The organism is Roseibium sp. MMSF_3412 (assembly GCF_030733265.1).
GTDB lineage: Bacteria > Pseudomonadota > Alphaproteobacteria > Rhizobiales > Stappiaceae > Roseibium.
On record NZ_JASHJI010000007.1, the window covers coordinates 101,065 to 122,352 of the forward strand.

The 21,288-nt window shown below is 59.6% G+C and carries 21 protein-coding genes; 5 read left to right on the forward strand and 16 right to left on the reverse strand.

Features of this window, described 5'->3' with window-relative positions; genetic code table 11:
* The first annotated feature begins 5 nt into the window (after positions 1–5).
* The 3 genes from RBB49_RS14320 (at position 6) to RBB49_RS14330 (ending at position 2,675) form a co-directional block, all read left to right on the forward strand.
* The gene (locus RBB49_RS14320; RefSeq protein WP_306143523.1) at positions 6–1,220 is read left to right on the forward strand and encodes a PLP-dependent aspartate aminotransferase family protein; all 1,215 of its coding nucleotides are present in this window, start codon (positions 6–8) and stop codon (positions 1,218–1,220) included.
* Between the two features lie 131 nt (positions 1,221–1,351).
* The gene (locus RBB49_RS14325; RefSeq protein WP_306143524.1) at positions 1,352–1,672 is read left to right on the forward strand and encodes an antibiotic biosynthesis monooxygenase; all 321 of its coding nucleotides are present in this window, start codon (positions 1,352–1,354) and stop codon (positions 1,670–1,672) included.
* Positions 1,673–1,814: 142 nt separating this feature from the next.
* On the forward strand, positions 1,815–2,675 hold the full coding sequence (locus tag RBB49_RS14330; protein ID WP_306143525.1) for a GNAT family N-acetyltransferase: 861 nt from the start codon (positions 1,815–1,817) through the stop codon (positions 2,673–2,675).
* Between the two features lie 11 nt (positions 2,676–2,686).
* Here the strand turns inward: RBB49_RS14330 and RBB49_RS14335 are convergent, their stop codons facing one another.
* From RBB49_RS14335 to RBB49_RS14345, 3 genes are all read right to left on the reverse strand, one after another.
* Positions 2,687–4,015, reverse strand: a complete 1,329-nt coding sequence (locus RBB49_RS14335; protein WP_306143526.1) for a GNAT family N-acetyltransferase — start codon at positions 4,013–4,015, stop codon at positions 2,687–2,689.
* A gap of 118 nt (positions 4,016–4,133) precedes the next feature.
* A complete protein-coding gene (locus RBB49_RS14340) occupies positions 4,134–4,910 on the reverse strand; it encodes a glycerophosphodiester phosphodiesterase family protein (protein WP_306143528.1) in 777 nt (258 codons plus the stop codon).
* Positions 4,911–4,960: 50 nt separating this feature from the next.
* Positions 4,961–5,425, reverse strand: coding sequence for a RidA family protein (locus RBB49_RS14345; RefSeq protein ID WP_306143529.1), 465 nt, complete (start codon positions 5,423–5,425; stop codon positions 4,961–4,963).
* A 273-nt stretch (positions 5,426–5,698) separates the two neighbouring features.
* Between RBB49_RS14345 and RBB49_RS14350 the strand changes: the two genes are divergently transcribed.
* Positions 5,699–6,571: a cell envelope integrity EipB family protein gene (locus RBB49_RS14350; RefSeq protein WP_306143530.1), complete on the forward strand. Its 873-nt coding sequence runs from the start codon at positions 5,699–5,701 to the stop codon at positions 6,569–6,571.
* 36 nt (positions 6,572–6,607) lie between these two features.
* Here RBB49_RS14350 and RBB49_RS14355 read toward each other — a convergent pair whose 3' ends face one another.
* Genes RBB49_RS14355 through RBB49_RS14365 form a run of 3 tightly spaced genes read right to left on the reverse strand, consistent with a single transcriptional unit; the run spans position 6,608 to position 8,919 of the window.
* Positions 6,608–7,912: a DNA polymerase IV gene (locus RBB49_RS14355; protein ID WP_306143531.1), complete on the reverse strand. Its 1,305-nt coding sequence runs from the start codon at positions 7,910–7,912 to the stop codon at positions 6,608–6,610.
* 52 nt (positions 7,913–7,964) lie between these two features.
* The gene (locus RBB49_RS14360; RefSeq protein ID WP_306143532.1) at positions 7,965–8,627 is read right to left on the reverse strand and encodes a hypothetical protein; all 663 of its coding nucleotides are present in this window, start codon (positions 8,625–8,627) and stop codon (positions 7,965–7,967) included.
* On the reverse strand, positions 8,620–8,919 hold the full coding sequence (locus RBB49_RS14365; RefSeq protein ID WP_306143533.1) for a DUF3572 domain-containing protein: 300 nt from the start codon (positions 8,917–8,919) through the stop codon (positions 8,620–8,622). Before RBB49_RS14365 ends, RBB49_RS14360 begins: the two co-directional genes overlap by 8 nt.
* Before the next feature lie 133 nt (positions 8,920–9,052).
* On the opposite strand from RBB49_RS14365, the gene RBB49_RS14370 reads away from it, so the two are divergent.
* Entirely contained in the window at positions 9,053–9,424 is a 372-nt protein-coding gene (locus RBB49_RS14370; protein WP_306143534.1) for a response regulator, read from the forward strand.
* A 518-nt stretch (positions 9,425–9,942) separates the two neighbouring features.
* Here RBB49_RS14370 and rpmG read toward each other — a convergent pair.
* From rpmG to RBB49_RS14420, 10 genes are all read right to left on the reverse strand, one after another.
* Positions 9,943–10,110, reverse strand: coding sequence for a 50S ribosomal protein L33 (rpmG, locus tag RBB49_RS14375; protein WP_299471361.1), 168 nt, complete (start codon positions 10,108–10,110; stop codon positions 9,943–9,945).
* 163 nt (positions 10,111–10,273) lie between these two features.
* Positions 10,274–10,666: a RidA family protein gene (locus tag RBB49_RS14380; RefSeq protein WP_306143536.1), complete on the reverse strand. Its 393-nt coding sequence runs from the start codon at positions 10,664–10,666 to the stop codon at positions 10,274–10,276.
* 11 nt (positions 10,667–10,677) lie between these two features.
* Positions 10,678–11,424, reverse strand: coding sequence for an NUDIX hydrolase (locus RBB49_RS14385; protein ID WP_306143538.1), 747 nt, complete (start codon positions 11,422–11,424; stop codon positions 10,678–10,680).
* A complete protein-coding gene (locus RBB49_RS14390) occupies positions 11,421–11,891 on the reverse strand; it encodes a DUF983 domain-containing protein (RefSeq protein WP_306143539.1) in 471 nt (156 codons plus the stop codon). The genes RBB49_RS14385 and RBB49_RS14390 overlap by 4 nt, the downstream gene beginning before the upstream one ends.
* Complete coding sequence (gene rnr, locus RBB49_RS14395) at positions 11,888–14,140, reverse strand: ribonuclease R (protein ID WP_306143684.1); 2,253 nt, start codon at positions 14,138–14,140, stop codon at positions 11,888–11,890. Before rnr ends, RBB49_RS14390 begins: the two co-directional genes overlap by 4 nt.
* A 62-nt stretch (positions 14,141–14,202) precedes the next feature.
* Entirely contained in the window at positions 14,203–16,893 is a 2,691-nt protein-coding gene (topA, locus tag RBB49_RS14400; protein WP_306143540.1) for a type I DNA topoisomerase, read from the reverse strand.
* 217 nt (positions 16,894–17,110) lie between these two features.
* Positions 17,111–18,250 carry a DNA-processing protein DprA gene (gene dprA, locus RBB49_RS14405; RefSeq protein WP_306143541.1) on the reverse strand — a complete coding sequence of 380 codons (1,140 nt, stop codon included), beginning with the start codon at positions 18,248–18,250 and terminating at the stop codon, positions 17,111–17,113.
* A complete protein-coding gene (gene plsY, locus RBB49_RS14410; protein WP_306143542.1) occupies positions 18,247–18,912 on the reverse strand; it encodes a glycerol-3-phosphate 1-O-acyltransferase PlsY in 666 nt (221 codons plus the stop codon). Before plsY ends, dprA begins: the two co-directional genes overlap by 4 nt.
* Positions 18,913–19,069: 157 nt before the next feature.
* A complete protein-coding gene (locus RBB49_RS14415) occupies positions 19,070–19,849 on the reverse strand; it encodes a DUF3108 domain-containing protein (RefSeq protein WP_306143543.1) in 780 nt (259 codons plus the stop codon).
* A gap of 128 nt (positions 19,850–19,977) precedes the next feature.
* Positions 19,978–21,279, reverse strand: a complete 1,302-nt coding sequence (locus tag RBB49_RS14420; protein WP_306143544.1) for a dihydroorotase — start codon at positions 21,277–21,279, stop codon at positions 19,978–19,980.
* Between the last annotated feature and the right edge of the window lie 9 nt (positions 21,280–21,288).

Genomic DNA, 21,288 nt, shown 5'->3' on the forward strand with positions numbered 1-21,288 from the left:
TTGGCGTGAAACGAACAAACAGGAAGCGCGGCCCGATGACGACCGCCATTCACGGCGGCGAAGCGCCGGATCCGGCGACAGGCGCGTCCGCACCGCCCATTCACATGAGTTCAACCTTTGTGGCCGAGGATGTTGCCGGCTTCTCGGCGCACGATCTGGGCGACGGCGGGGAGGGGTTCATCTATTCGAGGTGGGACAATCCGAGCGTCGCGATGCTGGAAGCCAAGATTGCCGCGCTCCAGGGGACTGAAGACTGTCTTTGCCTTGCCTCCGGCATGGCTGCCGCAACCGCCATCTTCCTGACATTCCTGTCGGCCGGCGATCATGTCGTCGTTTCCGATGTTTCTTACGCGGGCGTCGCCGAACTGGCGCGCGAAACGTTGCCCCGCCTCGGCATTGACGTGACGATGGTGGACATGTCGGATCTGGAGGCCGCTGCCGATGCAATCCGGCCGACCACCCGTCTGGTCCACACCGAAACGCCGGTCAATCCGATCATGAGACTGACGGACCTGAAGGCAGTCTCGGATCTCGCACACGCGTCGGGTGCGCTGCACAGCTGCGATGCCACATTTGCTTCACCGCTTGGACTGGATGCGGCCGGTCTCGGAGTTGATCTCGTGATGCATTCGATCACGAAATACATCGGCGGCCACGGCGACGCCGTCGGCGGAGCCGTGGCAGGCCGGGCGGATCTGATCGCCAGGCTGCGCAAGGAAGCGGCGATACACCACGGCGGTGTCCTCTCGCCTTTCAATGCCTGGCTGATTGCAAGGGGCGCTGCCACGCTTCCGCTTCGTATGAAGGCACACCAGGCGGGCGCGTCGGAGGTCGCCGGTTGGCTTGAGGCGCATCCTGCCGTGACGCGGGTCATGTATCCGGGATTGCCGTCCCATCCGCAGTATGATCTTGCCACGCGCCAAATGACAAACTTCTCCGGTATGATCTCCTTTCAGGTCGGTGCCGCCGAGAAGGGGCGTATCTTTGCGCGCCAGATGATCGACCGCCTGGAAGTTATCCATTATGCGGTCTCGCTCGGTCATCAGCGCTCGCTGATCTTCTGGATGGAAACCGGGCCGCTCATGGAGACTTCCTTCCGCCTCGAAGGCAGCCAGTTGACCTCTTACAGGGATTTCGCCGGGGACGGGATATTCCGCCTGTCGGTAGGGCTGGAAGATGCAGAAGACCTGATCGCGGATCTGGAGAATGTGCTCCGCTAGGTGTGCAGCCGAGGAGTATGCTGTGGGAAATCCGAGTTGCCGCCTTCTGTTTTTCGTGCCAGCATTTCGGGCAAGGTTGTACCCTTTTCACAACGGTGACAGCAGCATGACCTGGGCAGAGGAGGAGAGCGATGCCTGAAATTTCCAGCGACCGTGATTGTCAGACTGTGATCACCACGTTCGAGATGACACCGGGAACCTGTTTCGACCTCCTGGATGAACTCAAGGACGCTTACCAGAACTTCATCCAGCACCAGCCCGGGTTCATCGGGGCAGGGCTTCACGTGAACGACGCGCAGACCCGCATCGCCAACTATTCGCAGTGGCGCAGACGGGAAGACTTCCTTGCCATGCTGCGCACCCCGGAAATGCGTGAACGCAACCGGCGCATCCATGCGCTTTGCAAGAGTTTCGAACCTGTCATGTACGACGTCGTGGAGAGCTTCAACTGACCCGCATTCGCGCCGTTTGACCGGTACTGCCCACGCGAAGATAGGTTCGTCGCGACCGGAATTCGCGTGCGATGGGTGGTGTTTCCAGACACAGCGTGACCCATTGTTGCTTTTTGAAAAAGAACTCTGAATACAAGAAACCATGCCTTACCAGATTACCGATTGCCGGGACCTGCAGGCTTCGCAGCTTTGCAGTGCGATGAATGCGGCTTTCTCGGACTATGTTGTGCCCCTGTCGCTGACGGAGGACAATTTCCGGGATTTTCAGAAACAGCGCGGCTTCTCGGCGGAGCATTCCTTTGTCGCAATGGCGCGTGATGAGATTGCCGCCTTCTGGTTCTCAAGTCCGCCTCTGCCTTCCTATGAAAATCACGCTTACACACTGTCTGTCGGAACCGTGCCCGCACATCGCCGCAAGGGCTTGTCTCGAGAGTTGTTGCAAAGGGTGATCGACCGTCAGAAACCCGATGCCGGGCAGGGCCTTCAGCTTGAGGTCATCACGACCAACGAGAAAGCGGTGCAGGCGTATCAGGATTTTGGTTTTGAGACATGCCGCACGTTACGCGTTTGCCGGACAGCCGGGAAACGTCCGGGCCTTGCCCCGGAGCCGGACTTCATCCTTGAAGAGGTTCCGGTCGATCATCTCCCCGGCGACGAAAGCGCATTTTTCGATGTCCAGCCAACACCGCAGAACAGCCGTGCTGCGCTGCGCGGCCTCTTGGAGACATCTCATGTTCTGGGCGTTCGGGTAGATGGAAGCCTTGCTGGCTGGGGAGCTTCCTACGGGGACGGGTCTGTCGCTCAGGTCGCCGTTCACAAAGAGTTCCGGCGGCGCGGAGCAGGGCGAGCATTGCTGGACGGGTTATGGGCCAAATCCGGAGCCGACCAACTGACATTCGTGAATGTGGACGTGGCGGCGGAGGGCGTGAATGCATTTCTCGACCGGTACGGTGTCGAGGATCGTGTCCAACAATTGGAAATGCGGCTGACATTCAAGGACTGAAAGTCCTTGCCTCAGCCGTCTTTCTTGAACGGCGCGTGTTCCGCCAGAGCAGCGTTCTCGCGCTGCACCGCGAATCGTTCCTGTTCCAGATAATCGGCGACCGCCTGATGAAGCCCTTCATGGGCGATCCAGTGGGCGGAATATGTCGTGGTCGGCAAATACCCGCGCGCGAGCTTGTGGGAGCCTTGCGCACCCGCCTCGACCCGTTTCAGTCCCCTTGCAATGGCAAAGTCGATTGCCTGGTAGTAGCACAGCTCGAAATGCAGAAAGGGGTGATGCTCGCAGCAACCCCAGTGCCGGCCGAACAGGGTTTCGCTGCCGATGAAGTTCAACGCACCGGCCACATAGCGTCCATCCCGTTTGGCCATCACCAGAAGCGTCTGCTCGGCAAGCCGTTCATTGATCAGGGAAAAGAATTTCCGGTTGAGATAGGGACGGCCCCATTTGCGCGACCCGGTATCCATGTAGAAGCCGTAAAAAGCATCCCAATGCGCTTCTGTCAGGTCCGCGCCGGTTACCCATTCGACTTCAATGCCGTCGGCGCTGAGCGCTTCGCGCCGCTCTTTCCTGATTGCCTTGCGCTTGCGAGAAGCGAGGTCGGCAAGGAAAGCCTCAAAGCTCTCGTAGCCGTTGTTTTCCCAGTGGAACTGCTGATCGGTGCGCCGCAGGTAGCCGAGGTCGCCAAGGCCGTCCCATTCCGGCTTGGTCAGAAAGGTTGCATGAACGGAGGAAGCGCCGCTTTTCTGGCACACCTGCACGAGACCGGCGGCGAGCGCCTGGAGGCCGGCTTCGCGGTTTATGCTCGGGCCAACAAGAAATCGCCGGCCTGTCGCCGGGGTGAACGGAACCGAGATCTGCAACTTCGGATAGTAATCGCCACCGGCACGGTAAAACGCGTCCGCCCAGCTATGATCGAAGACATACTCACCCTGGGAATGGCTCTTGAGATAGGCCGGAACCGCTCCGAGGACATTGCCTTCGGCATCTTCAAGCAGCATATGGCGCGGCAGCCAGCCAGTGGCATTGGTGGCGCATCCCGCCGCCTCAAGTGCTTCAAGAAAAGCGTGTGAAAGAAAAGGATTATAAGGGGTTTCCTCATGTTCTGAATGAAGAATGCCCAGGGCGTCTGCCAGCTCGGACCGCTCAGGCTGGTTCGCACAGGCAGTCATGTCCGCGCGCGCAAGTTTTCCAACGCTGTCCAATTGCCATCCGGGATTTGCGACCGTGTCCCATTTGTCAGCGGACACATCCTTCAGCGAGGACAGGATCCGCAAAGAAATGGTCGTTCCGTCGGCAGGGGCGTCCGGATCTTTCGTTTCCTCGGGAGGGGAAGAACTCATGCGTCAAAAGCATCCAAAATTGGGGCCACCGTTAAAATGTAGCGCTATCGTTTTGCATCGCAAGAGGGATCAGGCCAAGGTTGCCCGGGAAACGGATTCCCGCGTCCAAAACCGGCAGCTACGTGGAGCGCGGTTCCGCATCCGGATCAAAGCCTTCGAAAACGATCTGATCAGCATACCGGTTTGCGCGCATGCGTTGTTCGCGCGTGCGCACCGTCCAGCTCATCAGCGGTATCTTGAAGACGGAACGCAGCAGGCTTGGTCCGGCCTTTGGCAGATCATTGATGCCGTAGGAGATGAAATGCGGACGCGTGCGCGGAGCATGCAAAAGGTGCCGCAGGATGAAACGGTCGGTGCGCGAATACCGCGCGTAGTCCTGCCCCGGCTCGGCCCCATCCGCAACGATACCGCGCAGGACGGCGGAATTCCGGCTCCGCGCGATGGACAGCATGTCGGGGTCGAAGGATTTCAGGCAGGCAGGCCCGCGATAGCCAGCAACCTGATCGGTTACGCTCCGTACGAAGTCGCCTTGCGCATCGCGCCGCATCAGTGACTTGATCTCGACCACGAGCGGAACCTTGCCGTCGACAAGGTCGAAAAGATCCTGCAACAGCCACAGCTTGTCCGTACCGGTTCGCATGTGTGTCCGAACGAGGTCTTCAGAGGAAAAGTCAATGACTTTGCCGGTTCCTTCCGCCAGCCGGTCCAGCGTGTAGTCGTGAAACACCAGCGCCTTGCCGTCGGCGGTCTCCTGGACATCGACTTCGATCGCTAGATTGTGCTCGATAGCACGGCTGATCGCGCTCGGCGTGTTCTCGATGATGCCATTGTCGGCGTCGTGAAAACCGCGATGGGCGATCGGCCGGGCAAAGATGGCCTGAAGATCGGTGGACATGAAGCAAACGGTCCGGAACTGTCGGCGGAAGGTGTCCGCCAATTATGAGGTCAGCCCTCGATTTCGAAGATGGCTTCGATCTCGACAGCCGCACCAAAGGGCAGAGACGCGGCGCTGACCGCCGAGCGGGCGTGCCGTCCGGCATCGCCCATGGCGTCGACAAGAAAATCGGATGCCCCGTTGATCACCTGCGGCTGATCCGTGAAGTCGGCAGTCGAGTTGACGAAACCGACGATCTTTACCAGCCGGACAACCTTGTCGAGGTCACCCGTGGCAGCCTTTGCCTGTGCCAGCAGATTGATCGCGCAGGTTTTCGCGGCAGCTTTCCCGTCCTCCAGGGATACGCTGTCCCCGAGCTTGCCCGTACAGGCGATCTTTCCTGCTTCCATGGGCAATTGGCCTGAAATGAAAAGCTGGTTGCCGGTCTTGACGAAAGGCACGTAGTTGGCAGCAGGTGCTGCGGCATCCGGCAAGGTAACTCCGAGGTCCGACAAACGGTTTTCGATCGCACTCATGACATGGCTCCAGCTGGCATTATTTTGCGGTGTCTTGGCGTAAATTCCCGGGTGTGACAAGGCCAAAGTGCCGGCATTCAGAAATAAGTGAGAGCAAGGTGGTCCGAAGGCAATCGGCCGGGTCGCTCAATCGCCAGAATTATGAAATAAGTCACCCTGTGTGGATTTTCAGAGCACGGTCTCACATTCGCTGTGGCGAACGTCATGGATAATCGCATAATACCGGAAATGTTCCGGCGGCGGGTTTGCCGGGACGGTACAAGGGAAACTCAGATGCAGCGCGTTCTCATGTCGGGATCACTGGCCGGCGCTTTTTTGGCAACGGCGGCAATTGCCGGCTTCTTTTCCTGGGAGGCAAGCGGTGCGACCGCCGGCGGGAAGGGCGGCTACAAGCTGGTGCCGCACCGGGCGGTCTACGATATGAAGCTTGGCGACAAGGAAGACAATTCCGGAATTGCCGGGCTCGCCGGCCGGATGGTTTACGAGTTTTCCGGCAACGCCTGTGACGGCTACAGCGTGAACTTCCGGTTCGTGACGCGGTTCCAGAACACGGATGGCGGCTCTCAGGTAACCGACCTGCAGACAACGTCTTTCGAGGAACCCGAGGCCGAGAGCTACCAGTTTCTTTCCAAGACCTACGTTGATCAGGAACTGGTCGAGGAATCGCGCGGAACCGCGAAAGCCGATGCCAAGGGCAAGACCGTCGAGTTGAAGGAACCATCGGAAAAGTCGCTGCAGATTAGCCCGGAAGTGATGTTTCCAACCGAGCATCTGCTGAAGATTCTCGATTCCGCCGAGAGCGGGGTTTCGTTTATTGCCGCCGACATTTACGACGGTGCCGAGACCGGAGAGAAGGTTTATTCCACGACCACCGTTATCGGCGCGAAGGCCCCCAGCAATGTTGAGGCCGGGACGGAAAACCCCGATGCCTCGCTCGCCGGCCTGAATTACTGGCCCGTTACGGTTGCCTATTTCGATCCGGCAGACGAAGACGCGACCGGAGAACTGACGCCCGTCTACCAATTGTCCTTCTGGCTTTACCAGAACGGTGTCAGCGGACGACTGACGCTCGATTACGGTGACTTCACCATCAAGGGCAAAATGGCTGCGCTGGAGCTTTATGACGAGAGCGATTGCAATCGCTGATCGCTCATTGCTTCGGGCTCAGTACTGGGCCCGTACTTAGCTCTTTCGAGGCTTGTCTGCGGACCTAGCCGCCAGCGTCAAACCCAGTTCAACGGCGGAATCTCCGAACTTGTCACGCAGTTTGTCGACCGCCAGCTCGGCGTTTTTTCGCCGTTCGGCCGACTGGTCGAGCAGGTCTTCCGGGTCCGCGCGATCCGGGGATTCAAGGTCGCTGACACCGATCCCGATCAGGCGGAACCGCCTGCCATCGGCCTCGTTTTCCAGGAGGGCGTCACCGGCGGCGTAGATCTTGTCGGCCAGTTGGGTCGGATCTGCGAAATGCCGCGCTCGGGTGATCGTCTTGAAGTCGGCGGTCTTGAGTTTCAGCGTGATGCCGCGTCCGGCCAGATCCGATTTCTTGAGCCTTGCCGACACCTTTTCCGAAAGATTGCGCAGTATCGGCCGAAGGGTTTCAAGGTTTGATATATCGGTCCTGAACGTGGTTTCTGAGGACACGCTCTTGGCACCGCGTTGCGGCTTGACCGATCTGTCGTCCGCGCCGTGGGACAGCGTTGCCAGCCTCAGTCCGATGGTGCCGTACTTGCGCGCGAGGTCAGCTGCTTCCATGGTCTGTAACTGGCCGATCGTCCGGATGCCGTCCTTTTCCAGTTTTCTCTGGAAGACCTTGCCGACACCCCAGATCCGCCCGACCGGCATTGCGGCCAGCACAGTTTTGGCCTCGGCCGCACCAATGACCGAGAACCCCCTCGGCTTTTCCAGGTCCGATGCAAGCTTTGCCAGAAACTTGTTGGGCGCGAGCCCGACCGATGCTGAAATCCCCATGTCCGCTTCGATGCCGCGGATGAACCTTGCAAGCGTTTCGGCAGGCGTTGCCTGGTGCAGCCGCTCGGTTCCGGTGAGGTCCAGGAACGCCTCGTCGATCGAGAGCGGCTCGACGAGCGGGGTGAGCGCGCGCATGCGTTCCCGGATTTCCTTGCCGGCCTTTGAGTATTTTTCCATGTTGGGACGTATGACCACGGCGTCAGGACACGCCTCGAGCGCCTTGAACATTGGCATTGCTGAACGAACGCCGTAGATACGGGCGATATAGCAGCAGGTCGACACAACGCCCCGTTGCCCGCCCCCGACGATCACTGGCACGTCCTGGAGCGCGGGATTGTCCCGTTTCTCGATGGAGGCGTAAAAGGCATCGCAATCAATATGCGCGATCGACAGCTGGTCCAGCTCCGGATGGGACACAAGACGCGGGCTGCCGCAGGCAGGACAACGCGACGCGGATACCCGGGGCCTGTGGCCGCAGTCCCGGCAGAGCGCTTTGTCGATTTGCTGATCTTCAGACACGGAAAGGCGCCGCTGTTCGAAGTGGGAATGAATTCCTGGATTGCTCCTGCCTTCAAAGAATAGACCGAATGAAGGCAGCCGTCTCCTGCCAGTCTCCTGTCAGCAGGTCAATGTGACCGTCCGGCCGGGTCGCTGCCAGAAACCGTTCGTCAGCGATGAACTGGATCTGGACGGAAGAAGGCAGCGACGCCTGCACAGAGGTGTGGTTCGTCGGACTGTCGTCAATGAACACTACTGGCCCCGACCGGTTCGCCGCGAGCGCGGCGACCGCACCTCCTTTCGGACCGGAGTTGGTCACGACGGGGAAGGGGACCCCCATGCTTCCAAGGAGCTTCTCGCGCGCCGGTTTGTTGTGACTGCCCGGAAGGTTCGTCAGCAGAACGATGTCCCAGTGTTCCGCAAGCGTTTCCAGCGCCCGGTCAGCGCCGTCTACCAGATCCTGCGCGTGGCTGATCTCGTCAAAAAACGCAAGGAGATGAGCTCTGACCTCTTCTGCGGACAGCACGCTCCGGTCTGCCGCACGGCCGATATTGCCGGTCAACCGGTACTCATGATTGAGGAAAAGCAATTCGCGTTCGTGCAGATAGTCCTCAAGATGCCGGATCAGGTGGAGAATGACTTCATCGACATCGCAGATGATCAGCCGGTTTTCCGACACGGGCAGGGCTCTGATCTGATCCAGAACTTCAGGCAGAACGGGTGTCGGTTCAGGCATCTTCGCCGTCTCCCCCGGCAAGGGCGTAGCGCGCTGCGGCTATCATTGTCGGCCTGACGCCTGCATTTTCGCAGAATGCCAGCAGAAGCGGCTCGTCCATCATGTAGAACTCCAAAACTCCCGCCAGAAATCCCGGTTCGTTGGCCGCCGCACGAATCATCTCCGGTCCGATCCCGGAAAACGCAAGAAACCGGCCGATCTGTTCAGGGTCACGGCTCAGTTGAAGAAGAGCTTCCGTCGCAATTCCTTGAGCTTCTTCAACGGATAATGATTTGCCCTGTGTATATTTCATTGTGTTTTTTTGCCTTTCTGAAACGATTCCGGGTTACAACAAATCTAATGCGGACGGAGGCAGGGTTCTACCGCAGACAAGAAATGGGTCGAGAAATGGGACCGGCCACGCGCCGGGCGAAGGGCCGAACTGAATGGCAAAAACCGTATTGATCGTGGAAGACAACGAGCTGAACATGAAGCTGTTTCATGATCTGCTGGAAGCGCACGGCTACAATACGCTTCAGACCCGGACCGGAATTGAAGCGCTGCAGCTTGCCCGCGATCACCACCCCGATTTGATCCTGATGGACATTCAGTTGCCCGAAGTGTCTGGCCTGGAAGTCACCAAGTGGATCAAGGAAGACGAGACGATTTCCACCATTCCGGTGATCGCGGTGACAGCGTTTGCCATGAAGGGTGATGAAGAGCGCATCCGGCAGGGCGGGTGCGAGGCCTATATCTCAAAACCGATCTCCGTGGCCAAGTTTCTGGAGACCGTGCGCGCTTACCTGGGCGAAAACTGAGCGCATCTTCGTCGAAAGTTTCCCGTCAAAGAAACCGTCAGGGCGTTGTGATCAAGCGATCACGTGTGCGCAAGTGTTCGAAGAAGCATCCTTTCGAATCAGTTACCCGCTTTCACGTTAAGGTTACGAATTTACTAAAAAGGCATTGTTTCTGTGCATATTTCGTGGAATTTATTGCATTCGGGTTTTTATGGAGTAGTGTGACGGCAGGTCAAGCTTTCCTTGACCGCGCGTTGAACGCAAGACCTTGGTCAGAAAAACGTTCGGCAAAAGTTTCCCCTCGGAGTGCTCAGGTCCGCCGCATCTCCTGGGTCCGTGGGGCAGGTCGGCTGGGAACCGGCCGAAGAGTGGCCTCCTCGAATGCCGTGTTCCCGCCGACCACTAATCTTCCAAATTGACAGTGCTGCCCGTGCAACAAAGCTTAGACGGCGCTGACGCACGTTGTTTTCAAAGATCGTTTTTTCAACAAAAAACCCGCCGATGCGGCGGGTCATTGTTCATCCGGCTAAAAACCGGACTTACTTGATCTTGGCTTCCTTGAACTCGACGTGCTTCTTGGCAACCGGGTCGTACTTCTTCTTGACCATTTTTTCGGTCATCGTACGGGAATTCTTCTTCGTGACATAGAAGAAGCCGGTGTCCGCCGTCGATACAAGCTTGATTTTGATTGTTGTCGCCTTGGCCATGGCCTTGGATCCTGTTCTCGTGTGTCGGGCATAGGGTTCTTGTGGCCAGATTGGCTGGCGGTGAATCTGCCCCAATGTCTGAAATCAGCGCGCAAACTACCCATCGCGGCGTGAAAGTCAAGCGCTGCCTTTGGTCCAGCCGGCTTTTGGTGACGAAATCCGCCTATTTTTGCCGGCTGGCAATAACCCTGACCTCAACAATCGCATCTTCGTGCACGAAACCGGCAACTTCAATCGCCGTCCAGGCCGGATAGGGTTCGCGGACAAACTCGGAACGAATGTCCTTGAAGAGCTGCAAATGCTCCCGAAGACCCACGTGATAGGTGGTCATCTCGACAACAGAGCCGAAGTCCAGGCCGGCCTCGGCAAGCACGCGCTCCACCTTCGCGAATGCGTTTCTCATCTGTGCTTCCGGATCGGATGACATATGGCCGGTGGGATCCGCGCCGGTAAAACCTGTCAGAAAGACAAAATCACCGCATGCAAGGCCGGGAGACATCTTCCAGTCGTCATTATAGGTCTGCATGTCGGAGGGGATAATGGCAGTCCTGTCCATGGGCACCTGCTTCAGATCCGGTCGCGCACGAACGCGCCCTTGCGGAAGAAGTAGTAGGGAACCTCGGTGCCGGGCGACAGGTCCGGATCCTTTTCAAGTCTGTCTTCGAGGTCGGTCAGGATTTTCTGGGTGATCAGCGGCAGCTCTTTTTCTCGCGCTTCCTCTAGCGTCAGCCAGGCACAGTCTTCCAGTTCGCCCGAGGGACCGGCGCCCTCCGGCAGACTGTCCGCAATCGCATCCGACCAGACCGCGAGAAAGCGGGTGTCGAAGCGCCGCGGTCTCTGGGGCGGGGTGATTGCTCTGGCGACCATGCGAAGGCCGCTCAGATCGGGCTGAATGCCTCTATCGCCGAATGCCTCGAAACCTTTGCCGAGACGCAAGCCCGTGTCACCTGACTTGCGGCCGACGAAAATACCTGCCTCCTCGTAGGTTTCCCGGATGGCGGCGAGCGCAAACGCTCGCACCCGTGCCGCCGACTTGCCGTTTTTCAGGCCCTGGGAAAGTTTGGTCTCGACTGTCGGGTGATAGGGCAGAACATTTGCAATGCGGCTGTCGCCCGGGTCGACGCGACCACCCGGAAACACGAACTTGCCCGGCATGAATGTATGCCGTTTGTGACGCCGTCCCATCAGCAGACGGACTGCGCCGCCTGCGTTGCGGTCAAGGATCAGAAGCGTTGCCGCGTCCTTGGGCCGGATATAGGGAAAGTCGCCGGCCTTCTCGTCCTTCGCCAGCTGCTTTTCAAACGAACCCGTCATGAGATCCTTTCAGAAGGTGCGGGCGCGACCGGAAACTCGTCTTCGGATTCCGGGTCGAAACCATGCATGTAGAGCGCCCATTGAAGTCCGACCAATGCCCCCTTGATCGGGCGCATCAATGCAAAACAAAGCAGAAGCGTCAAAGGCAACCAGATCGACATATGGATCCAGATCGCCGGCCGCCACATCACCTCGACAATCAGCAGCGCCGGAATGATGATATGCCCCACGATCGTGATGGTGAAATAGGGCGGTGCATCATCGGCCCGGTGGTGATGGAACTCCTCACCGCATTCGGAGCAGTGGTGGCGTATCGTCAGAAAGCCATCGAAAAGCTTGCCGTGACCGCAATTCATGCACCTGTTTCCGGCTCCGCGCAGCATCGCCGGAACAACAGCACGGCGTGGTTTATCCGCGTGAGCTTCCGGGATCTCGACGTCATCCCTCAAATCGTATCGAACCGTCACCTGGGCCTCCTTCGGCTCGTTTTCTTCGGTGAGGTCTTTGCGCGACCACCCTTGGGTGGCCCACGCCGCGATTTTGGAGCCGCTTTCCGGAGTTTCTTGCCGGCGATACGCCCGTGACTGAGCAACTCGAACGTAAGCGCCCCGGCGAAAGGAGCGGCTTCCACAAGTCTGACCTCGACTTGATCCCCAAGTTGGTAAGTCTCGCCCGATTTGTCACCTATCAGGGCATGCGACCCTTCGTCGTAGCGGTAGTATTCCAGACCGATCGTTGAGGCAGGAACGAAACCGTCGGCGCCTGTGTCCTGAAGCCGGATGAACAGACCGGATTTCACCACGCCGGCAATACGTCCCTGAAACGTTGCCCCGATCTGGTCGCTCATCCAAAGGGCGATCAGCCGGTCGATCGTATCGCGCTCCGCCAGCATGGCCCGGCGCTCGGCACCCGAGATTTCCGCCCCAATCGCCTCGAGCTTGCTCTCGATGCCGTCCGGCAGGCCGTCCTTGCCGAAACCGAGTGCCGAGATGAGGCCTCTGTGCACGATCAGATCCGCATAGCGGCGGATCGGCGACGTGAAATGCGCGTAGCGCCGCAGGTTCAGACCGAAATGGCCGATGTTCTGGGGTGTGTACTCCGCCTGGGCCTGGCTGCGCAGGACCACTTCATTGACGAGATGGGCCTGCGGCGTGTCCTTCACCTTGGCCAGAATGCCGTTGAAGACCGAGGGGCGCAGTCCGCCGGACGAGGGCAGCTTCATGTTCAGGGTCGAGAGAAACTCCTTCAGGCTCTCCAGCTTTTCCGGCGTGGACGCGTCATGGACGCGGTAGAGCAGGGGGCTCTTCTTCTTTTCCAGCGTTTCCGCTGCGGCCACATTAGCCTGGATCATGAACTCCTCGATCAGCTTGTGCGCGTCGAGGCGTTCGGGAACGTAAACATGGTCAACGGTGCCGTCATCCTTCAGCTTGATCTTGCGCTCAGGCAGATCAAGTTCCAGCGGCTCACGCGCCTCACGGCCCTTCTTGAGGCTCTCATAGGCAGCCCAAAGAGGCTTGAGCACACCGTCCACAAGTGTTTCGGTCTTTTCGTCCACGACCCCGTCAATGGCCTTCTGGGCCTGCTGATAGGACAGTTTGGCCGCCGAGCGCATCAGGACCCTGTGGAATGTGTGACCTGTCTTGCGTCCTGCCTTGTCGAATATCATGCGCACGCCCAGGGCCGGCTTGTCTTCCTTTTCGCGCAAGGAACACAGTTGGTTGGAAATGCGTTCGGGCAGCATCGGGATGACGCGGTCCGGGAAATAGACCGAGTTTCCCCTGATATTGGCTTCCCTGTCCATCGCGGAGCCGGGCGTCACGTAGTGTGCAACATCCGCGATTGCGACATAAACCACGTGGCCGCCACTGTTTTCCGGATCTCCATCCGGTTCGGCAAAGACCGCGTCGTCGTGATCCTTTGCATCGGGCGGATCGATCGTGATGAGCGGTATCTGTCGCCAGTCCTCCCGTTTGCCGAGGGTGCCGACCGGTTTTGACGTCTCGGCCTGAGCTTCGACGGCGGCCGGAAAGACGTGCGGAATGCCGTGCGACTGCAGCGCGATCTCCGAAATCGCCTTTTCGGAATTCATCGAACCGAACCGTTCGACAATGGAGGCGCGCGGTTGGCCATAGCGGCCCGAGCGCGTCACCTGAACGCTGACAAGGTCGCCGTCGTCCGCTTCCTTCAGATCCGCAGGGTCGACATCCAGTTCCCGCTGCTTTCGGTCGATCGGTTCAAGATAGGGAAGGCGTTCACCGTCGCGCTTGCGGAAGATCCCGAGGATGGCGCCCTGTTTCTTTTCCAGCACCTTGATGACGCGGGCGACATGTTTGGCTTCCGGCCCGGCCTCTGCCTCGGTCAGGCGAATAAGGGCACGGTCGCCGACGCCCGGCTGGGTTGCCTTGGTTTTTCCGCTCAGAACCAGAATATTCGGCGGATCGCCCGCTTCCTCATCCCAGTCGACAGGCGCGCCCAGAAGGTCCCCGTCGCTGTCGCGTCCGAACAGCCTCGCCACAAAGACCGGCGGCAGATCGCCCGGGCGGATCATGCGTTTGTTGCGTTTTTCGATCAGGCCCTCTTCGGAGAGGTCCTTGAGCATCTTTTTCAAATGGATGCGCGCACCGCCGATAATCCCGAAATGGCGCGCGATCTCCCGTTTGCCGGCCCGGCCCGGATTATCCGCAACGAAGGCGAGAATGTCCTCGCGTGAGGGCATCTCGCCTGGAACCTTCGCGTGTTTTCGTTTTGTGTGCTTGCGCGTGTTGATCCGTTTCGCGTTCAAGACGCGTCATCCCAGGGAACGTCTTCGGACGACGCATCGACTTCCGCCTTTTTGGCGGTTTTGGCGGTCGTCTTCTTGGCTGCAGTTTTGGCTTTGCCGTTTGCGGACGAAGCCTTCTTGCTGGTCGACTTCTTGGCCGCGGCCTTCTTCTTGCCGCCGCCCTTCGCCGCCTTTGCCGCAATAAGCTCCAACGCCTGTTCCAGCGTTACCGCCTTGGGGTCGCTGTCCCTGGGCAGGGTCGCATTGATCTTGCCGTGTTTGACATAGGGGCCGTAGCGGCCGTCATAGACGTTGACGGGTCCGCCTTCATCCGGGTGTTCGCCCAGTTCCTTCAGCGGCGTTGCGGCCGCGCCCCTGCGTCCGCCGCCCTTGGCCCGCTTTTCGGCAAGAGCATCGACCGCACGGTTGATCCCGACGGAAAAGACCTCGTCCGGAGCAGAGAGATTGGCATAGGTACCCTCATGCAGGACGAACGGGCCGTAGCGGCCGATCCCGGCCGTGATCATCTTGCCGTCTTCCGGATGAAGGCCGACCTCGCGCGGCAGGGAGAGCAACTGCAGCGCCTTGTCGAGGTCCATGTCCGGGGCGGACCAGCCCTTGGGCAGGGAAGCGCGCTTCGGTTTGGCTTCCTCGCCAAGCTGGACATAAGGACCGAAGCGGCCGTTGCGCAGCGACACGTCCTGGCCGGTTTCTGGATCCGTGCCAAGCACCTTCGGACCCTCGTCCGCATCGCCGTCTTCGCCGTTCGGTTTGCCGAGCTGGCGGGTGAAACCGCATTCCGGATAATTCGAGCAGCCGATGAAAGCACCCCAGCGGCTGACCTTCAGCGAAAGCTGTCCCGTGTCGCAGCTCGGGCACTTGCGCGGATCGCTCCCGTCTTCCTTCGGCGGGAAGATATGCGGTCCGAGCAATTCATTGAGGGAATCTATGACTTCGGCGACACGCAGATCCTTGATATCGTCGACCGAGCCGGAGAAGCTGGTCCAGAAGTCGCGCAGCACATCGAGCCACGACAGTTCGCCGGCCGAAATCTTGTCGAGCTGTTCTTCCAGGCTCGCGGTGAAATCGAATTCGATATAGCGCCGGAAGAAGCTTTCCAGAAACGCGGTGACGATGCGTCCCTTGTCCTGGGGAACCAGCTGCTTCTTTTCCAGTTCAACATAGTCCCGGTCGCGCAGGGTCTGCAGCGTCGAGGCATAGGTCGACGGGCGACCGATCCCCAGCTCTTCCATTTTCTTGACAAGGCTGGCTTCGGTGTAACGCGGCGGCGGCGTGGTAAAGTGCTGGGTCGCTTCGATGGGGTCGGACGTTCCGTCAACCGAAGTCGCCACAAGCGTTGCGCCATTGTCGACGGCGGGCAGACGTCGGGAATTCTCGTCTTCCTCGTCGTCGCGTCCTTCCTGGTAAAGTGCCAGGAAGCCGTCGAACCGGACGACGGAGCCGGTCGCTCTGAGGTTGGCGTTCTTGCCGGAGCCGCTTGCAACGATTTCGATCGTCGTGCGCTCCAGGACGGCGGACTCCATCTGGGAGGCCATGGTGCGCTTCCAGATCAGCTCATAGAGCCGTGCCTGATCGGGATCGAGGAACCTGGCGACGTCCTTCGGCCGTCTGGCGAGGTCTGTCGGGCGGATCGCCTCGTGCGCTTCCTGGGCGTTCTTTGCCTTGGAAGAATACGCACGCGGTTTTTCAGGCACATACTTGTCCCCGAAGTCCTGTCCGATCACGCTGCGCGCGGCGGCGATGGCCTCACCGGCAATCTGGACCCCGTCGGTTCTCATGTAGGTGATGAGACCGGAGGTCTCTCCGCCGATTGAGATGCCTTCATAGAGTTTCTGCGCCACCTGCATCGTTCGGGAGGCTGCAAAGCCGAGTTTGCGCGAGGCTTCCTGCTGCAGGGTCGATGTGGTGAACGGGGCGGCGGGATTGCGTTTCGCCGGTTTCGACGCGACGCTGTCGACCGAGAAACTCGCGGTCTCGAGCATCGATTTGATCGTTGTTGCTTCGGCCTCGTTCTTGATGTCGTGGCGGCCGATCTTGCGGCCTTCGAAACCGGTCAGTCCCGCCTGAAACATGTCCCCGGCGGGCGTCTTCATGTTGGCAAAGATCGACCAGTATTCCTGGGGCTTGAAGATCTCGATCTCCATTTCCCGGTCGCAGATCAGGCGGAGCGCCACCGACTGCACCCGGCCCGCAGAGCGGGCTCCCGGCAGTTTGCGCCAAAGGACGGGAGAAAGCGTGAAGCCGACAAGATAGTCGAGGGCGCGACGGGCAAGATAGGCATCGACGAGAGGACCATCCAGCTGGCGCGGATTGTCCATCGCTTCCAGGATCGCCTTTTTGGTGATCGCGTTGAACACCACACGCTCAACCTGTTTGTCCTTCAGGACGCGTTTCTTCTGCAGCACTTCAAGAACGTGCCAGGAAATTGCCTCTCCCTCGCGGTCGGGGTCGGTCGCGAGAATGAGACGATCGGCGTCCTTGACCGCATTGGCAATTTCCGACAGCCGTTTCTGGGATTTGCTGTCCACCTGCCAGCTCATCGCGAAATTTTCGTCTGGCAGAACCGAACCGTCTTTCGGAGGCAGATCGCGCACGTGGCCATAAGACGCGAGGACCGTATAATCGGTGCCGAGATATTTGTTGATCGTCTTGGCTTTCGCCGGCGATTCCACAATAACGACGTTCATTCTTACCCAAATAATTTTGCCGGAAACGGAGCCCCCGCCCGGTGGAGAAGGAGAATTGAGGTGCGCAGACGATCACGGATCATGCGCCGCCTGTCAAATGGACCTTTGCGCGTCCGGGGTCAAGTGACCTCGCATTTGAGGGAGTTTTCCACGGTTGAGTTGCCCACAGGGCACACACGCCGTCGGTGCCTCCGAAGCGCGGCTTCCCGGCGTCCGGTCACCCCATCATCAGAGAAATCTTCTGTCCTGCATGCCTCTCAAGGCGCCCGGCAAGTTCAAGTTCCAGCAATACGACGTTCACTGTGCGGGCATCGGCATTCACGAACCGGATCAATTCGTCGAGTTGCATCGGCGCGGGACCGAGGGCTTCGATGATACGCTCTCTGGTGCCATCTGCGGGGCCCTCGACAATGGCTTCGGCCCGGTGATCCTTCTCCGACATGCCGTGAAAAAGCGGCAGCTCGATCCCCGTGCGTCCCGCCAGTCCTTCCAGAACGTCCCGCGCGGATCTCGCGAGCGTCGCACCCTGGCGGATCAAGCCGTTCGCCCCTTCTGAGCGCGGGTCAAGGGGGGAGCCCGGCACTGCATAAATGTCGCGGTTCTGTTCCAGGGCGAAACGCGCGGTGTGAAGTGACCCGGAGGCCTTCGCGGCCTCGATCACGACAACGCCGAGCGAAACGCCCGAAATCAGCCTGTTTCGCCTTGGAAAGTCCCGTCCACGCGGCTTCCATCCGAAGGGCATTTCGCTAATGGCCGCACCGCCAGCGTCCAGAATAGCCGCAAGGAGTGGGCCGTGTTCAGGTGGATAAAGAACGTTCAGTCCGCCCGCGAAAACGCCAACAGTTCCGGTTGGAACCGCTGCTTCGTGCGCTGCTGCGTCAATGCCGCGCGCAAGACCCGAAGCAATCGCAAATCCGTGCGCGCCGAGGTCGCGGGCGAAGGCGGCTGCGAGCTTGCGGCCGGAAAGCGATGCGTTCCGGGCACCGATAATGGCTGCCATTTGCGGATTTGCGGTCACGGGACCTCCCTTGATCGAGAGCAAGGGCGGTGGACTGTCGATGTGTTGCAGATGGGGCGGGTAGTCGGGTTCGCCCCGGGCCACCAGCCGGGCGCCGAAGCGCCGGTGCGCCTCCAGTTCGTCGATCGCATCCTGTTCCGAGCAGGGCCGATAGCTCCGTTTGCCGCCGCGTCTTGAAAGCGCCGGCAGAATTTCAAGAGCTTGCTCCGCCGACCCGGCATGATCCAGAAGATCACGAAACGTGGACGGACCTATGTTTTCAGATCGTATTAAACGCAGCCACGCAAGACGCTGCTCCTCGGTGAGGCAGCGTGTTTTATTCTCGTGGCTTGCGTTCATGTGCCTCCGCTGTCTGCGTCCGCTGCGCTGGCTGGCGCCGGTTTCGATTTCGAACCGATCCGGCTTTCTTCACCGCGCAGCAGCCTGCCGATATTCTCGTGGTGCTTGATCCACAAGAGCACGGTCATGAAAAGTGTCATCTCTGCAAGTTGAAAGCGGCTCAGCACGAGATAGAGAAGGACGGGTGTTACCAGGCTCGCCGTCAGCGCCGACAGGGAAGAGTAACGGAACACCACAGCCATGCCGATCCACAATCCGACGAAGATCAAGGCCGCAGGCCAGTACAGACCCAGCAGGACGCCGATATAGGTCGCGACACCTTTGCCGCCCCTGAACTTGAGCCAGACCGGAAACAGGTGCCCCAGGAAAGCGCCAAGACCGGCAACGAGCGCCATGTCCTGACCGTAAAGCGCGTTGACCACCAGGACGGCGACTGTCCCTTTCAGACCGTCTCCGAGCAAGGTCGCGGCTGCAAGGGATTTCTTGCCGGTTCGAAGGACATTCGTCGTGCCGATATTGCCGGATCCGATGTTGCGGATGTCTCCCAGCCCGGCCATGCGTGTCACGACAAGGCCGAACGGGATCGATCCCAGCAGGTAGCCGAAGGCGAGGGCGGCAAGATAATAAGGCCAGGCGAACTCCCAGCTGATCGGATCAGGCACGCGAATCCACTCCCTGTCGCGCTGTGTAAATTTCAGCGGCACTGTAACCGGCTGCCGGTGCGGATCAAGTCCCGATACGGCATCCACACCGCGGCAAGCTTCGTGCAGGCGCGCGAAACCTGCACCGCGCACGCAGGTGGCTGCAGGTTTATTCGCATCACCCCTTGAGCTTGTATTTCTCCGCCTTGACGACCAGTGATCCGAACGGGGCCTTTATGCTCGCTCTGAGCGGTACGAGATAGGGTTTGTCGCCGACCGGCGCCAGCCAGATTTCCATCGACTTGTTGTTGGCAAGCTCCTGGATTGTCTTGCGTTTCGGACGATGTCCGGAAATCGGCTCATACCGGGCGCGGCAGACAAGCACCTCGCCATTGAAGCGGCCGTCGGATGTTTTGGCCTGCCGCTTCGACTTGTAGCTCAGATGGACGTTGTAACGCTCCTTTCCATCGAACAGTTCCAGCGTGCGGTTGCAGCTCTCTGCGGAAAGACCTTTGGGTGCTGGAAAGACGGCGGCGGTCAGCGGATCCAGGACGTTTTTCAGATGATCGGAAGTGACCTTGATCCTCTGGTTCATCCGATCCTGCGGCGGGTTCACGGCAACTTTCTGGACAGCACCCTTGCGCATCTGCATCGAGATCGTGCCGTTTTCATCGTCGCTTTTGACTTTCAGGGCGAATTTCTTCGGCTGCAGCGTGCCGCTGGCAACGTTGCCGCGGACGTTCACGGACCCCTTTCCATCCGACACGAGCTTGCCGAAGGCCGCGGTTCCACCGTTGGCGTCGATGGAATAGGAGCCGTTGCCGAAATCGACGGACATCACGCCGGAACCGATCGGCAGTCCGACCGCGAACAGCTTGTATTTCATGTAGAGATCGGCCGCCTGAACGGGGCTCCCCGCAACCGCGATCACAAAGAGTGTCGATAATAACGCACGCATGTATCAATCCATTTGTTCCCTGAATTTGCGCGGCCCGGTTGGACCGGCGCAAACTTGCAGCCTGGATTGAACACCATGTGACCTGAATGCAGTCTGAATGCGGCGCTTGCAGGTGAGCCTGCCGCGTCTCAGGAGTGCGCGAACACTGTCTTGCCCGCAACAACCGTCCGCAAGACCCGCCCGGAGAACCGGGCATCTTCGAATGGGGAATTTTTCGAATGCGATCGGATGGCGCTCTTTTCAAGCACCCACGGCCGGTCCGGATCGAACACGGCGATATCCGCCGGGGCACCCTTGGCAAGGCGCCCGGTCTCCAGTCCGAGCCTGTCGGCCGGCTTGTTTGTCATCGCGCCCAGCAAGGTGACCAGGTCGACCTGCCCGGAATGAAACAGCCGAAGGGCCGCGGCCAGCATGGTCTCAAGTCCGATGGCGCCGTCTTCCGCTTCCGCCCAGGGATGGCGTTTCGTTTCAACGTCCTGCGGATCGTGGTTGGAGCAGATGATATCGATGGTTCCGTCGGCGATTGCGGCGATCATTGCTTCGCGGTCGTCTTCATCGCGCAGGGGAGGCGACATCTTGAAGAAGGTCCGGTACGCACCGATATCGTTTTCGTTGTGCGTCAGGTGATTGATCGAAATCCCCGCCGTGATGTCCAGGCCGCGCTTCTTGCCGGTGCGCACGACATCGGCACTGTCGGACGTGGAGATCAGGTTCGCGTGATACTTGCCCTTCGACATGCCGACCAGACGAAGATCCCGTTCCAGCATGATGATCTCGGCTTCGCGAGGAACGCCGGAAAGGCCCTTCCAGCTGGCATTCAGACCAGCATTCATGACGCCGCCGGCAAGATCCGGGTCCTCCGTGTGGTGGATGACAAGCGCGTCGAAGTCGCGCGCATAGGTCATCATGCGGCGCATCACCTGCGCATTCTCGACTGACTTGTGCCCGTTCGTGAAAGCGACCGCACCGGCTTCCTGCAAAAGGCCGATCTCCGCCATCTCGGTGCCGTTCAGTCCCTTTGTCAGCGCCGCGAGCGGATGCACGTTGACAATCGCCGTGTCCCGCGCGCGCCGGAGAATGAAGTCGACAAGCGCCGGGTCATCGATGACCGGGTCCGTATCCGGCATCGTGCAGATCGTCGTGACGCCGCCAGCGGCCGCTGCCTGCGACGCGCTTGCAAGGGTCTCACGGTGCTCCGCGCCGGGTTCTCCGACGGACACGCACATGTCGATCAGGCCGGGGCAGGCAATCGCCCCCTTGCAGTCGACTATTTCCGCGCCGTAGGGCGCACCCTGGTTGGCCGCTTCCGGGCCTGCCGCCAGAATGGTGCCGTCGGCAATGATGATGGAACCGGGGGCGTCCAGCTCGCGCGCCGGATCGATCACCCTGGCATTGGAAAGAACCAGCGGTCTTGGAGTATCGAGTGCCACGGATCTTTC

What these genes read in the sequence shown, in the direction of transcription:
- RBB49_RS14325 (WP_306143524.1), top strand. Translation starts at nt 1,352, where the DNA reads ATGCCTGAAATTTCCAGCGACCGTGATTGTCAGACTGTGATCACCACG.
- RBB49_RS14330 (WP_306143525.1), top strand. Translation starts at nt 1,815, where the DNA reads ATGCCTTACCAGATTACCGATTGCCGGGACCTGCAGGCTTCGCAGCTT.
- RBB49_RS14335 (WP_306143526.1), bottom strand. Translation starts at nt 4,015, where the DNA reads ATGAGTTCTTCCCCTCCCGAGGAAACGAAAGATCCGGACGCCCCTGCC.
- RBB49_RS14340 (WP_306143528.1), bottom strand. Translation starts at nt 4,910, where the DNA reads ATGTCCACCGATCTTCAGGCCATCTTTGCCCGGCCGATCGCCCATCGC.
- RBB49_RS14345 (WP_306143529.1), bottom strand. Translation starts at nt 5,425, where the DNA reads ATGAGTGCGATCGAAAACCGTTTGTCGGACCTCGGAGTTACCTTGCCG.
- RBB49_RS14350 (WP_306143530.1), top strand. Translation starts at nt 5,699, where the DNA reads ATGCAGCGCGTTCTCATGTCGGGATCACTGGCCGGCGCTTTTTTGGCA.
- RBB49_RS14360 (WP_306143532.1), bottom strand. Translation starts at nt 8,627, where the DNA reads ATGCCTGAACCGACACCCGTTCTGCCTGAAGTTCTGGATCAGATCAGA.
- RBB49_RS14365 (WP_306143533.1), bottom strand. Translation starts at nt 8,919, where the DNA reads ATGAAATATACACAGGGCAAATCATTATCCGTTGAAGAAGCTCAAGGA.
- RBB49_RS14370 (WP_306143534.1), top strand. Translation starts at nt 9,053, where the DNA reads ATGGCAAAAACCGTATTGATCGTGGAAGACAACGAGCTGAACATGAAG.
- rpmG (WP_299471361.1), bottom strand. Translation starts at nt 10,110, where the DNA reads ATGGCCAAGGCGACAACAATCAAAATCAAGCTTGTATCGACGGCGGAC.
- RBB49_RS14380 (WP_306143536.1), bottom strand. Translation starts at nt 10,666, where the DNA reads ATGGACAGGACTGCCATTATCCCCTCCGACATGCAGACCTATAATGAC.
- RBB49_RS14385 (WP_306143538.1), bottom strand. Translation starts at nt 11,424, where the DNA reads ATGACGGGTTCGTTTGAAAAGCAGCTGGCGAAGGACGAGAAGGCCGGC.
- rnr (WP_306143684.1), bottom strand. Translation starts at nt 14,140, where the DNA reads ATGCCCTCACGCGAGGACATTCTCGCCTTCGTTGCGGATAATCCGGGC.
- topA (WP_306143540.1), bottom strand. Translation starts at nt 16,893, where the DNA reads ATGAACGTCGTTATTGTGGAATCGCCGGCGAAAGCCAAGACGATCAAC.
- dprA (WP_306143541.1), bottom strand. Translation starts at nt 18,250, where the DNA reads ATGAACGCAAGCCACGAGAATAAAACACGCTGCCTCACCGAGGAGCAG.
- RBB49_RS14415 (WP_306143543.1), bottom strand. Translation starts at nt 19,849, where the DNA reads ATGCGTGCGTTATTATCGACACTCTTTGTGATCGCGGTTGCGGGGAGC.